This is a genomic window from Natronospirillum sp. (assembly GCF_022565775.1).
Taxonomy (GTDB): domain Bacteria; phylum Pseudomonadota; class Gammaproteobacteria; order Pseudomonadales; family Natronospirillaceae; genus Natronospirillum.
The window spans coordinates 1-13082 of record NZ_JAIUMC010000040.1; the positions used below are offsets into that span (position 1 = coordinate 1).

The 13082-nt window shown below is 60.7% G+C and carries 10 protein-coding genes; 8 read left to right on the forward strand and 2 right to left on the reverse strand.

What is annotated here, in order from left to right; genetic code table 11:
- Positions 1-160: 160 nt before the first annotated feature.
- Entirely contained in the window at positions 161-1630 is a 1470-nt protein-coding gene (locus tag LAT62_RS09165) for a hypothetical protein (RefSeq protein ID WP_293382348.1), read from the forward strand.
- A 15-nt stretch (positions 1631-1645) separates the two neighbouring features.
- Here LAT62_RS09165 and LAT62_RS09170 read toward each other — a convergent pair whose 3' ends face one another.
- The gene (locus tag LAT62_RS09170) at positions 1646-4132 is read right to left on the reverse strand and encodes a heavy metal translocating P-type ATPase (protein WP_293382350.1); all 2487 of its coding nucleotides are present in this window, start codon (positions 4130-4132) and stop codon (positions 1646-1648) included.
- Positions 4133-4403: 271 nt separating this feature from the next.
- Here LAT62_RS09170 and ald point away from each other — a divergent pair, with 271 nt between their 5' ends.
- Both ald and LAT62_RS09180 read left to right on the forward strand, forming a co-directional pair.
- Positions 4404-5525, forward strand: coding sequence for an alanine dehydrogenase (ald, locus tag LAT62_RS09175; protein ID WP_293382352.1), 1122 nt, complete (start codon positions 4404-4406; stop codon positions 5523-5525).
- A gap of 62 nt (positions 5526-5587) precedes the next feature.
- The gene (locus LAT62_RS09180; protein WP_293382354.1) at positions 5588-6088 is read left to right on the forward strand and encodes an Lrp/AsnC ligand binding domain-containing protein; all 501 of its coding nucleotides are present in this window, start codon (positions 5588-5590) and stop codon (positions 6086-6088) included.
- A 107-nt stretch (positions 6089-6195) separates the two neighbouring features.
- On the opposite strand, the gene LAT62_RS09185 is transcribed toward LAT62_RS09180, so the two are convergent.
- Complete coding sequence (locus LAT62_RS09185; protein ID WP_293382356.1) at positions 6196-7083, reverse strand: DUF4382 domain-containing protein; 888 nt, start codon at positions 7081-7083, stop codon at positions 6196-6198.
- Between the two features lie 153 nt (positions 7084-7236).
- Between LAT62_RS09185 and LAT62_RS09190 the strand changes: the two genes are divergently transcribed.
- The 5 genes from LAT62_RS09190 to ggt all read left to right on the forward strand — a co-directional run bounded on the left by LAT62_RS09190 (position 7237) and on the right by ggt (position 13081).
- On the forward strand, positions 7237-8787 hold the full coding sequence (locus LAT62_RS09190) for a HAMP domain-containing sensor histidine kinase (RefSeq protein ID WP_293382358.1): 1551 nt from the start codon (positions 7237-7239) through the stop codon (positions 8785-8787).
- 97 nt (positions 8788-8884) lie between these two features.
- Positions 8885-9334 carry a hypothetical protein gene (locus LAT62_RS09195; protein ID WP_293382360.1) on the forward strand — a complete coding sequence of 150 codons (450 nt, stop codon included), beginning with the start codon at positions 8885-8887 and terminating at the stop codon, positions 9332-9334.
- Positions 9335-9385: 51 nt separating this feature from the next.
- Positions 9386-10495: a hypothetical protein gene (locus LAT62_RS09200; RefSeq protein WP_293382362.1), complete on the forward strand. Its 1110-nt coding sequence runs from the start codon at positions 9386-9388 to the stop codon at positions 10493-10495.
- A gap of 19 nt (positions 10496-10514) precedes the next feature.
- Complete coding sequence (locus tag LAT62_RS09205) at positions 10515-11255, forward strand: response regulator transcription factor (RefSeq protein WP_293382364.1); 741 nt, start codon at positions 10515-10517, stop codon at positions 11253-11255.
- 80 nt (positions 11256-11335) lie between these two features.
- Positions 11336-13081 carry a gamma-glutamyltransferase gene (ggt, locus tag LAT62_RS09210; protein WP_293382367.1) on the forward strand — a complete coding sequence of 582 codons (1746 nt, stop codon included), beginning with the start codon at positions 11336-11338 and terminating at the stop codon, positions 13079-13081.
- Position 13082 lies beyond the last annotated feature (1 nt).

Genomic DNA, 13082 nt, shown 5'->3' on the forward strand with positions numbered 1-13082 from the left:
CAAGATGAATCTTGATGCGCAAAAATATACGAATTAACCACTCGGGACACTAGTTAAAGCACTCTATAGTGCATTTGCACTATATCGCCGCAGCCGCATAAAGGCGCACACTGACACCCAACTATAATCACAGCGCGCAAACGCCGCCGAGGGATCGCTCATGTCACTATCCAAAACGTCCGTTCCAATCTGGATCGCCTGCGGCATGGTCGCCCTGCTGGCGGGCTGCAACAGCAGTAGTAGCGGAAGCAGCAGTAGTGATGATAACGGCGGCAGCGGAGGCGGTGGCAGCTCAGCGACTTCCGCTCTGCCCTCGGAACATTTCTTTATCGGGGATGACGGCAATGCCGGCGTGCCCTCCTCTGCGCGCCAGCTTTGGATTACCGACGGCACTGAAGACGGTACTCGCATGGTGAAGGATATCGTGCCCGGCGGTGATCCGAATATGCAGCAACTTACAGTGGCTGGCGACAGACTGTTCTTTACGGCAGATGATGGCGGCGGCACCGCTCTCTGGGTCAGTGATGGCACTGAGGACGGTACCAAGCGGGTGGATATGCCGGAGGCGACTAACGTGCCAAACCGCATGACTGCCATGGGCGATGACATCTACTTCCGGGCGACGCACCAGACCAAAGGTATAGAACTCTGGTTCAGCGACGGCACCAGCGCCGGCACTGATGTCGTCACGGAGATCAACCCCGGCGGGAACTACTCCTATCCAGACTTGCTGACCGTGATGGATGACATGCTTTATTTCGCAGCCAGGGATGATAGTGAAAAAGATGAACTCTGGCGCACGGATGGTACAGAAGCAGGCACGGAGAATGTGGCGGTTATACGCGACGATGGCGTCGTTGGAGGCTTGTATAACAGCACGTCCAAAGACATGGTCACGATGAACAATCGCCTCTACTTCTCGGCTAATGACGGTGACATCGGAGCCGAGCTTTGGACCAGTGATGGCTCTGTGGGTGACGCCGACCTGGTCAAGGAGATCAATGAAGGTGATCAGGATTCACTGCCCAGAGTCTTCAGGGTGGCAGGTGACACGCTTTATTTCTTTGCCTCGGATGAAGATCGTGGAGCAAGCGATAGCCTGAACTTCCGACTCTGGAAAAGTGACGGCACCGAAGCCGGGACGCAGCGCATCGAGGTTCCCAACGACGACATTGCCATGCTCCCAGGTGCTGACGACCCAATGATTGTCGTAGGTGACCGAATCTATCTAGCCGTTCACAATACGGACAAGCACACTGGCAGGGCACTTGAACTGTGGACAACAGACGGCGGAGATCTGGAAAAAGTCGTGGCGATGGATGAGTCCGTGCTGGCGAGCCCGCGTATCCGATGGGCTGCTGTCGGCGACAGCCTCTATTTTATAGCCTATGCATCAGACGATCAGACTTTCAGGGGCATCTGGAAAGCGGACGGTACCGATTTGACGCTCGTCGAGTCATTCGATGGCGGTGCCGCGGGTGGTCTGCCCTTTATTGCCGGCAGCGATGGAGAGACCCTGCTGTTCCAGCGCCAGGGCGAAATGTGGCGTACCGATGGTACCGAGTCAGGCACTGTGCTGGTCAAGGACATCTGCCCGGGTACCTGTGAGGGGTTTATCGAGGCGCCCTGAGACGCCTCTGACTGGTCACTGGCTGGTTGCGGCCATCGGTGCCCGATAGCGCTTGAGGCGCAGGGCATTGCCGAGCACACAGACGCTGGAGGCGGCCATGGCACCAGCCGCAAACACCGGTGACAACAGTATGCCGGCCACCGGATAGAGCACACCGGCGGCCACCGGAATCAGCGCTGTGTTGTAGGCGAAGGCCCAGAACAGGTTCTGGCGGATATTGCGCAGTGTCGCCCGCGACAGATCGATCGCCGTTGGGACATTGCGCAGATCGCCTGACATCAGCACCACCTCGGCCGCTTCGATGGCGATATCGGTGCCCGTCCCAATCGCAATGCCGATATCCGCCTCGGCCAGGGCCGGGGCGTCGTTGATGCCGTCGCCGACAAAGGCCACCCGATTCCCGTCTGCACGCAGCTGCTTGACCGCCTCCACCTTGCCGTCCGGCATGACTTCCGCAATCACCGTATCAATCCCCAGTTGGCGTGCAATCGCATCGGCCGTGCGCTGATTGTCGCCGGTGATCATGGCCACTTTCAGGCCAGCCGCTTTCAGGGTCTGAATAGCCGCCGGAGTGCTGTCCTTGATCGGGTCGGATACGGCGATGATGGCGGCCAGTTTTCCGTCAATGGCGGCGTACAGCGGGGTTTTGCCTTCATCGGCCAGTCGCTCGGCGGTGTTGCTGAACACGGCCGGGTCCAGACCCAACTGGCGCATAAAGCGGTCGGCGCCAATTTGCAGGGTCTGCCCAGCGACGTCGGCGCTGACGCCCATGCCGGATACGGATTCGAACTGACGGGCTTCCGCCAGCGTCAGACCGCGCTCTTTGGCTGCAGCCACAATGGCCTCCCCGATGGGATGCTCCGACTGTCGTTCAACGGCCGCCACTGCCTGCAAGACATCATCCTTGGCAAAGCCGTCTGCGGTTTCCAGATCGGTCAGCTCGGGCTGACCCATCGTCAGAGTGCCGGTCTTGTCGAGGGCAATCAGGTCAACATTGCGCAGCGTTTGCAGGGCTTCGCCGCGCCGGAACAGTATGCCCAGCTCCGCCGCCTTGCCGGTGCCCACCATGATGGAAGTCGGCGTGGCCAGCCCCATGGCACAGGGGCAGGCAATGATCAGCACGGCCACAGCATTGACCAGGGCAAGGGTCAGTCCCGGCTCGGGTCCAAACACCAGCCAGACCACCAGCGTCAGCAGGGCCAGAGCCATGACGACGGGCACAAACACCAGCGTCACCTTGTCCACCAGTGCCTGTATGGGCAGTTTGGAGCCCTGGGCCTCTTCCACCATGCGCACGATGCGCGACAGCAGCGTATCGGCGCCGATATGGGTGGCCGTGAAAACCAGACTGCCGTTTTTCAGCACGGTGCCGCCGACCAGGGTATCGCCTTCACCCTTGCGCACCGGTACCGGTTCGCCGGTGACCATGGATTCATCCACCCAGGCTTCACCGCTCTCTACCCTGCCGTCTACAGGCACTGTCTCGCCGGGGCGCACCAGAATGCGGTCACCGAGTTGCACCTGTTCCACCGGGATGTCCTCTTCCTCCAACTGGGAAGCAGCACCCCTGAGTACCCGAGCCGTGCGTGCCTGCAATTGCAGCAGGTGGCGGATAGCCTCGCTGGTGCGGCCGCGCGCGATGGCTTCCAGATAGCGCCCAACCAGAATCAGCGTAATGATGACCGCAGACGCCTCGAAATAGACGTGTACTGTGCCCTCCGGCAGCACCTGAGGTATGAAGGTGGCCACCACCGAGTAGCCCCAGGCGGCGGATGTACCCATCATGACCAGCGAGTTCATGTCAGGCCCGCCGCGCATCAGGGCAGGAAAGCCCTGCCGGTAAAACCGCAGGCCGGGGCCAAACTGCACGATGGACGCCAGCACGAAAAACAGCAGGTACAGTGTCTGCTGGCCAATGGTAGCCATCAGCCAGTGATGAAACGCCGGTACAAAGTGACCGCCCATATCCAGCACGAAGATGGGCAGCGTGAACACCGCCGCAATAGTCAGCGAGCGCCGCAACCCGGTAACCTGTGCCTCCCGCTCGTTCCTCTCCCGATCCTGGCCTGAAGCCGAGTCGTCGTGCAGGGTCGCCGGGTAACCCGCGGCACTGCTGGCGCGCTCCAAATCCGACTTGAGATCCAGACCAGCCGGTATTTCGACCATGGCGCGTTGGGTTGCCAGATTGACCGCTACCGAGACCACGCCAGGCACGGCGCCGAGCGCCTTCTCCACACGACCGACACAGCTGCCGCAGTTCATGCCCTCAATGCTCAATTCCAGCTTCTCGGTACGCGCCGGATAGCCAGCCTGCTTCAGCGCCTGCAGGACCGGCTGCAGACCTTCACCGCGGTAGCGAAAACTGGCTCTGCCGGTGGCCAGATTGACACTGACTTCTTCCGTGCCGGCAACCGATCGCAACGTTTTTTCAACCCGGCCGACGCAGCCACCGCAGGTCATGCCGTCGACGGGTAGAGTGATTGGGTCTGATTTGGAACTCATGGCAGTGCTCCACGCAGAGAATGCTGATTAATGAGTCAAGTCTAAACCTTTCAGTCGCTGGAAGGTCAAGTGAAATCGGTGACCGTCGACGCGATGAGGGTACCTGTGAGTCCATAAACTGAAAAAACTAAATAAAACGACAAATAAAACGTTAAAAATAAAAAAACAGTTATTAATTTTCTGTATACACCGAAAATATTGATCTCAATCACTGTGCTGCCTGTCTAAAATTAAAAAACATCACAACAACAAGTCAGGCAAAGGAGGCGGTATGCATATCGGTGTACCCAGAGAAATCAAGAACCATGAGTATCGGGTCGGGCTGACCCCGTCTGCGGTAAGGGAAGTGTGTCAGCACGGCCATCAGGTAACCGTTGAAACCGATGCCGGCGCAGCCATCGGCTTCAGTGATGAAGACTATCGCGCCGCCGGTGCGTCGATTGCACCTTCACCCGAGGCCGTGTTCGAGGCGGCCGACATGATCGTCAAGGTAAAGGAGCCGCAGGCGTCCGAGCGCGCCCTGCTGACCGAGCGCCATACCCTGTTTACCTACCTGCACCTGGCTCCGGACGAGCCACAGACAGCGGAACTGCTGGACTCAGGGGCCGTCTGTATCGCCTATGAAACGGTCACCGACCGCCACGGCCGCTTACCCCTTTTGGCCCCCATGTCGGAAGTGGCCGGTCGTCTGTCCATCCAGGCCGGGGCTCATTGTCTGGAAAAGGCGATGGGTGGCCGTGGTGTCCTGCTGGGTGGTGTGCCGGGCGTGGCACCGGCCAATGTCGCCATCATCGGGGGTGGCATGGTAGGGCAGAATGCGTTGGCCATGGCGGTTGGGCTGGGTGCCCGGGTCACAGTGCTGGACAAGAATGTGGATGTACTGCGCCACCTGGATCAGGTCTATGGGTCTCGCATCACCACGCAGTTCTCCACCCTGGAAACGCTGGAACATAGTGTCATCAATGCTGATCTGGTGATTGGCGGTGTGCTGATCCCGGGTGCCGAAGCGCCCAAACTTATTACCCGAGGCATGGTGCGGCGGATGAACGAAGGCAGTGTGCTGGTGGATGTGGCCATCGACCAGGGCGGCTGCATGGAGACTTCGAAGGCCACCACCCATGCTGAACCGACCTATGTGGTGGACGGTGTGGTGCATTATTGTGTGGCCAATATGCCCGGTGCGGTTGCTCGGTCCTCGACTCTGGCGCTCAATAATGTCACGCTTCCCTATGTAATAAGTCTGGCCGACAAGGGTGCCCCGGCAGCGCTGCATGAGGACCCGCATTTGATGAACGGGCTCAATATATGCCGTGGTCAGGTCACCAATGAGCATGTTGCCAATGCGCGGAGCCGACGGTATGTCGATCCGAGCACTGCACTGGCGCAGGTTTAGCCTGCCCCAGTCACCCGGGGGACTTGCTCAGGCCAGAGTTGGCAATAGCCATGGAGGCGAGTATGCGTGTAACCCGCAAGCCCACCCGGGAGCTCGACAACATTGACCTCAACATTCTGGATGTTCTGCAACAGGATGGCCGAATTTCGTTCACGGACCTGGCCGTTGAGGTAGGCCTGTCCACCACGCCTTGTCTGGAGCGGGTGCGGCGCCTTGAAGAGGCCGGCATTATCAATGGGTACAGGGCTGAGGTGAATCCGGGAGCTCTGGGGTTAAATCTGTTGGTCTTTCTCGAGGTCAGCCTGCGCTACCAGTCCAGCCAGGCTTTTGATGATTTTCGACAGGCGGCGCGACAGATTCCCAATCTGCTGGAATGTCACCTGATTTCCGGCGAGGCCGACTATGTGCTGAAGCTGCGTCTGACCGACATCTCGGAATACCGTCACACCTTGGGCGACATTCTCGCCCTGCTGCCCGGTGTCCAGGAGTCCCGAAGCTATATCGTGATGGAAGAAGTGAAAGCAGGGGCGGCCTATCCGACCGCCCATCTGCGCCCGAACTGATGGTGTCCAGGACACCTCGGGCTGACCGCAGGGCTGTTCGTCCGTAAACAGCCAGGTCTCCGTTGCTCTTTCTATGCGCGGTTTAGGCCGCGCAAAATCTGTGTGCGTTATTCCAGTTCGAAAGTCACGTTGGTGGTCTCGCCCGCGGTGACGGCTGTGTTCAGCGTGGCGCTGAAGTTCAGGTCATCCTCCTCCTCGGGGTCGTCCATACCCGCGTCACAGGTGAAGGCCAGGGTATAGTCGCCCTCGGTCAGAAAGCCGACGCTGAAGCTGTAGTCACTGCCGTCATAGCTGACATTGGCGGTCGTCACCGGGTTGTCGTCACGCCCGGTGTTGATGTCGATCGGATCGGCATCATGGCCGTCGAAGACATAGACCGCATTGCCTTCGCCTTCACAATAAAGATTCTCGTCCACAGTACCGGCGATATGACCGATCAGGCTGTTGTCCACCAGACGCAGAGACGGCTTCAGGAAGTAGTAATCACCGCTTTGCGGGTTAACCAGCGACTTGCGCAGATCGAAATCGATGGTGAAAGAGGCCTCGCCATTGGCAGGCACATCGAAGCCACCGGACAACTGGAGTCCTGACGCAGAACCGCTGGGGACATAAAGCGGATACTGACTGTCATTGATTTCGATGTAGGAGTCAGTGGTATCCTTTTCTACCACCACATGCAGACGAATCCACTGGTAGCGGCCAGCCGGTACCGACTCACGGTCCATCAGCACTTCAGACGCCTCGCCCTGGAGTGCCAGCAGGTCGATCTCGCGCGGCTCGTCAAAGTCGTAACGGTTCGGCGAACCGTTCTCGGGGTTGAGCGAGATGCCGGTGAATTTGACGCTCACCTTGGAGGCCTCGTCCACAGGTGCATCGGTAATTTTCAATGTGAGATTGCCGGTGTCACCCGAACTGCCCGATGAGTTGCAGGCTGCCAGCAGCGCTGCGGAGGCCAGGCTCAGGGCAAGAGTTTTCCATTTCAGTGCAGGTGTCATTAACAGGTCCTCTGTCGGATTGACGTACCCGAGCACTATATAGCCTTGTGTCGGTCGGCATGTTCGTCCTTTGTATGCCAAATGTAGGCTGGATTTCACGCGCTCGGGCAGGTCACAATGCAGGCTATTGCTTATGGTCTTTGGGACTGCCTCATGTCTGCCCTGTTTGCCCGAATCTATGTTGTCCTGTTGCTGGCCTTGCTGGTGCTGGGCACTTTGGCGTACGGGCTGCTGGACGGCATCAATCGAGTGCGTTTTCACCAGCATGCCGAAGAACAGACCGCCTGGGTGAACGAGTTGATTGTGCAGGGCTGGGCGCGTCAGCCGGCAGAGCGCAGTGCTGACTGGTTGAATCTGGTATCGTCGCTCACCATGCTGACCTGGGAAGTCACCACTCCGGCCGATTCCGGCAGCCCGCATCTGGACACCGGCTGGCACAGGCAGGCCGCGCAGCTTGAATTGCCGTTGGCCGACAACCGGGTACTGCAAAGTGGTGAGCTGGCCGACTGGACGCAATGGCGAGTCGGTGCCGGGTACCTGTTGCTGAACGAACTGTCGCGGCTGCCGGCGGGCCAGCGCAGTGAGCGTCTGGCAGAGCTGGCACCGGAGATACCCTTTCCGGTGGTTCTGGTGAGCCTGCAGGAGGCGCCGGAGCTGGGTGTACTGGCACGGCGCCAGCTTGGCCAAGGCCAGGCCTGGGTGCGCACCAGAGACGGCGGCCTGGGCCAGGTAACGGAATGGATTTACGTGCCGGTGGGTGAAGGGTTTATCCTGCGTCTGGGCCCTATGGAGCGCTTCAGTTGGCTGACACCCCAGGGCTTGCTGGGTCTTGGCGGGCTTTTTCTGGTGGGTCTTGTGTTTGTCGCCTGGATTGTATTGTCGCCGCTGCGCCGCCGCCTGCAGCGCATTACTCAGGCGGTAGACGCGATGGGACGACACTCCGGAGACAAGACACGAGTACCGGAGGCGCCGGCAGACGAGCTGGGGCGGATGGCTGCGCACGTCAATCAGATGGCAGATCGACTGGCACATACTGCGCAACGTAATCGGGAGCTCAACCAGGCGGTGTCGCATGACCTGAAAACCCCTTTGGCCCGGCTTCGCTTCGCGCTGGCGTTGTTGCCCGAGGATGCTCAGCGCACAGCTGCAGGTCGGGATATCCGACAGGCGACAGACGACCTGGAGCATCTGACCGGGGAGTTGCTGGAATTTCATCGCCTGGACAATCAGGGTTCCTCGGCACCGACATGGCATCAAGTTGATCTGTCAGCAGTGCTTGAACACGCTATGGAGCAGGTGCAGCCCGCCCAGGCCACGACGCTGCCGCCACAGCAGGCCAGTCTGCAACTGCCTTTGGAGTCAGGTGCGCTGCAGCGGGTTGTACAGAACCTGCTTACCAACGCGGCCGGCTATGGTAGGGAACGAATTGGCGTGGAGGTCGGGCATGATAAAAATCAGTGGTGGCTCAGTATTGAAGACGACGGGCCCGGCATTCCGGAAGCGGAACGCGAGCGGGTCATGGAGCCTTTTGTCCGTCTGGATACGGCACGCACACTGAATCATCGCGGCCACGGACTGGGACTGGCCATCTGCCGTGCCCTGGTCAACACGGCCGGGGGACGACTGAAACTCGAAGACAGCTCATGGGGTGGGCTCAGAGTCACGCTGTCTTTGCCATGCCGGCCGCCAGGCACTCGGCCGTGATGGGCTAAGACACAAAGTGGTTACATTTCGATAACACATGAGTCGTCCGGGCCATTTATTCTTTTGCCCAAAGGTGGAAACCAACGAGTGCCTGCACATGAAGAAAGTAACGGGATGGGGCTGCCACTGGCTGCTGGCTGGCTGTTGCGCCATACTCAGTCCGTTGGCCTGGAGCGAAGAAGCGCTGGATGACTGGCAGGGCTGGGATTCGCTGCCCGACAACCTGCTGGAAGATACAGGTGCAGTGGACCAGGCAGAACTGCTCAATCGACTGGAGTCGCTGCGGGCCGGTGAGGTTCCAGCTTCAGCGGAGGCTTATGGTCGTGTACCGGATCAGGTGCTGGAACGCTGGTTGAATCATCTTGGAGGGCCCTATGGCAGGGAACTGCAGCCACTCGATGACTTTCTGCAGGATCACCCCGGACAGGGCGGGCGCCCTGATCACGCCGGCTCCCCCGATCACGCAGGGCCACCTGACCATGCCGGGCCGCCGGGAAGCCGCCCGGGACGCCCCTCGCAGAGCGGCGGCCCGGAAGGCAGCAACTGATTCACTGATAACCCGAGATAATGACCATCCCGTCAGAATGCCGGAGAGCCTATGACCGGGATGTCGGGATGGCCGAACAGGGTCCTGCTGATTGGCCTTCTGAATATAGCCCTGGCGCTGCCCATATGCGCAACCGACAACGGGCAGGCTCAGGGCTGGCAACAAGGCCTGCAGGAGGTCCGCCGCCTGGCAGACGAAGGTCGCTATCATACCGCACTGTCCGAAATACAACGCCTGCAGGCTGACTACCCGAACGTGGGCGCACTTCAGCTCGAAGCCGCATTGATCCACCTGGCGGTTGATGACTTCACGGCCGCCCGTGACAACCTCGCCCGTGTTCTGGATCGTGACGACCTGCCCGAGGCAGTGCGCATCAATGCCCTGTTGCTGGGAAACACCATTGACCAGCGCGCCGAGACACATTCCCGGCCTCGGTGGCAGGCAGAAGTATCGGCGAATAGCGGCCTGACCGCCCGTGACCAGCAGAGCTGGGTTGGTGCGGAAGTCTGGCTGCAGCGTGAACAGGCTCTGGCGAATCTGAATGCAGGCGGCTTCCCTGCCCGTTTGCGCACCCGGTTAAGCCTGGATGCCGGGTTCAGACACTATGGCGAGGGTCTGCGCCCTGCCCGCACCTATTCTGTGCGGGGTCTGGGTGGGTTGGTGACGCGCTGGCGTGCCTGGTCAATCGACGCTTCTCTGGGCGGGTATCACAATGAGCGCACAAGGGGGCCCATGATTGACGGTGGCACTCGGCTTGCCCTGAGCGAGTCGATGACGGTGTTCGGGCGACACACCCGTTTTTTCAGATCCGACGATTCTGGCGGCACCGCCACCGATCACCTGGTCAGAGCGGGCGTGAACATTTCCCCGCACAGTGACTGGCAACTGGACGGCGAATGGCGGCGCTGGTCCGGTACTGATTTTGACGCTGGTGTACACTCGCTTCATGGTCGTCTGACCCGGAGCTTTCCTCAGTCGCGCCTGACCTCCGTCGCGCTCGGGCTGACGGTGCCCCTGCAGGACAGCGCGCCCGGCAATGATATGGACCTTCGGTTGAGGTGGGCGTCGCAGGGATGGCGCCCGGGCTGGGACGGACGCCTTCAGGTGCCGTTGGAAGGAGATTCGCCGGGAGGCCAGTTGGGCCTCTTCTGGCGCTACTGACAGACATAGTGAGCCAACCATGAACCACAACCCCTATGCGCGCCTCATGCTGGTAGAAGATGATGAACGGCTGGCGCAGCTCACCGCCGAATATCTGGAGCGGGAAGGCTACCATGTCGACATCGTTGGTGATGGCGCGGAAGCTGCTCGGGAGATTCCTGCACAGCAACCCGACCTGGTCATTCTCGATGTCATGTTGCCGGGCCAGGACGGCTTGGCGGTCTGCCGGCAGGTGCGCCCTGCCTACAGCGGTTCCATTATCCTGCTGACGGCTCGTGACCAGATCATGGATGAAATTCTGGGCCTGGAGGTCGGTGCCGATGACTATCTGGCCAAACCAGTGGCCCCTGAGCGCCTGCTGGCCCGGGTGCGGGCGCACCTGCGACGCATCCGGGAATTCAGCGGGCAGGGGAAAGACTCTCAACCGGCCTCGGGGGCATCTGCGGCTGATAAACGACCGTCGGTTGATCAGGTGCTGACTCTGGAAGAATCGGACCGGGAAGCCTGGTGCCGGGGCCGCAAACTGGACCTGACCCGCCCCCAATACGAACTGCTGGCCCTCTTTCTGGCTCACCCGGGCAAAGTGCTCAGCCGTGAAGACATCAGCGGGGGCTTGCGGGGCGTGCCCTACGACGGCTACAGCCGTCATATCGATATACTGGTGTCCGGCTTGCGCCAGGCAATTGGGGTCAAGGAGGTGATCAAGACCGTGCGCAATCGGGGCTATATGCTGGTGCGTCACTGGCCTTCAGAGGACTGAAGGGTCGCACCTTTCCCCTGCCTGGCCTAGACTGTCTGTAGCAAAATCTGCTCAGCACTCCCGGGGAGCGTCCATTCACCATGCATCGGTTGTTGTTCTTTTTCGTCCTGCTGGCCGTTGCCTGTGGGGGTGATCCGGAGTCTGCAGAGTCCCAGTCACCAGTGCTGGTGGTACCGGCCGAGCGCATGGTTTCAGCGCCCAACCCACTGGCCGTGCTCGTAGGCAATCAGGTGCTGGATCAGGGGGGCAACGCCATGGACGCTGCCGTGGCTGTGCAGATGGTGCTGGGGTTTGTCGAGGCGCCGGAGACCGGTATCGGAGGCGGTGGCTTTTTGCTCTATCATGCGGCGGGCAATGAGCGGCCTGAAATCTACGATGGTCGTGAAACCGCTCCCGCCGCCGCAACACCACACCGGTTTACCCTGCTCGGCCAGCCCTTGCCCCTGTGGATGACCATACCGAGCGGCCAGGCCGTTGGCGTGCCCGGTCTGGTGGCCATGCTCGGGCAGGCGCATGAAGAGCACGGCACTCTGCACTGGGCCGACCTGCTGGCACCGGCGATTTCGCTGGCAGAGGAGGGCGTGGCCATGCCCGAACGACTGCAGCGGCAGATTCGGCATGACCCCTCGCTGCGTCTGTTCGCCGACACCCGAGAGTATTTCGTACAGCAAGCCCGGGAACCCGAGCCTCGATTGCACAACCCCGAGCTGGCCCAGAGCCTGCGTCTGCTCGCCGGCGCAGGCCCCCCGGCCCTGTATGACGGGCCCCTCGGAGAGGCCCTTGTCGAAAGAGCCCGCACCCGGCGGCCAGGGGCCAGCGACCTGACCATGGATGACCTGCGTGCCTATCAGGCTGTGGTCAGGGAGCCCCTGTGTGCCCCCTATCGCGACTGGCGCCTGTGTACCGTGGGGCCGCCGTCTTCCGGTGGCGTAGCCGTGCTGCAGACGCTGAGCATGCTGGAAACCCATGACCTGGCTGCGCTCGATCCGCAGCAGCCGGCTGACCTGGAAAGGGCCGTGCACCTGATTGCCGAGGCCAGCCGCCTGGCGATGGCAGACCGGGCACGTTGGCTGGGCGATGCCGATTATTCTGCTGTGCCGCTCGATAATCTGCTGGATAGAGACTATCTGGCCTCCCGCGCCCGACTGATTGATCTGCACAATGCATCACCCGAGACGCCCCCTGGCCGTTTCGCCGACAATCAGGACTGGCGCACTGCCGGTATGGACGATCGGATCGGGTCTGGAACCTCCCATGTCACTATTGTTGACGAAGAAGGCAATCTGGCAGTACTGACCAGTTCCATTGAAATGCCCTTTGGGGCCCGTATGATGGCAGGCGGGTTCTTGCTCAACAACCAACTGACCGACTTCCGGTTTGTGCCGGATTATCAAGGAGAGCGTCATCCGAATGCGGTGCAGCCGGGCAAGCGGCCGCGCAGTTCGATGACGCCTCTGGTGGTCTACAACGCAGACGATGAGCCAGTGCTGGCTCTGGGTTCACGCGGGGGCGGGCGTATCAGTGGGTATGTAACCCAGGTTCTGATTGCCGTGCTGGACTGGGAGCAGCCCCTGCAGGACGCCATTGCAGCCCCCCGGTTCCTGCATACCGGGCAGGCGCTGGAGCTGGAAACCGGCACACCTCTCACCGAGTTGGCGAGCGGACTGACAGGCCGCGGACACCGGGTTGAAGTCAGGTCGCTGACCAGCGGCGTGCATGGCGTGCAGCGCCTGGGCGAGGTCTGGTCCGGTGGTGCAGACCCCCGTTTGGGTGGCATGGCCAGTGGCCACCTGTCGACTGATGTATCCGCAGCAGAAGGGCATTGAA

Bases quoted from the DNA above. Each gene is read 5' to 3' on its own strand.
- LAT62_RS09165 (WP_293382348.1), top strand. From the start codon at position 161: ATGTCACTATCCAAAACGTCCGTTCCAATCTGGATCGCCTGCGGCATG.
- LAT62_RS09170 (WP_293382350.1), bottom strand. From the start codon at position 4,132: ATGAGTTCCAAATCAGACCCAATCACTCTACCCGTCGACGGCATGACC.
- ald (WP_293382352.1), top strand. From the start codon at position 4,404: ATGCATATCGGTGTACCCAGAGAAATCAAGAACCATGAGTATCGGGTC.
- LAT62_RS09180 (WP_293382354.1), top strand. From the start codon at position 5,588: ATGCGTGTAACCCGCAAGCCCACCCGGGAGCTCGACAACATTGACCTC.
- LAT62_RS09185 (WP_293382356.1), bottom strand. From the start codon at position 7,083: ATGACACCTGCACTGAAATGGAAAACTCTTGCCCTGAGCCTGGCCTCC.
- LAT62_RS09190 (WP_293382358.1), top strand. From the start codon at position 7,237: ATGTCTGCCCTGTTTGCCCGAATCTATGTTGTCCTGTTGCTGGCCTTG.
- LAT62_RS09195 (WP_293382360.1), top strand. From the start codon at position 8,885: ATGAAGAAAGTAACGGGATGGGGCTGCCACTGGCTGCTGGCTGGCTGT.
- LAT62_RS09200 (WP_293382362.1), top strand. From the start codon at position 9,386: ATGACCGGGATGTCGGGATGGCCGAACAGGGTCCTGCTGATTGGCCTT.
- LAT62_RS09205 (WP_293382364.1), top strand. From the start codon at position 10,515: ATGAACCACAACCCCTATGCGCGCCTCATGCTGGTAGAAGATGATGAA.
- ggt (WP_293382367.1), top strand. From the start codon at position 11,336: ATGCATCGGTTGTTGTTCTTTTTCGTCCTGCTGGCCGTTGCCTGTGGG.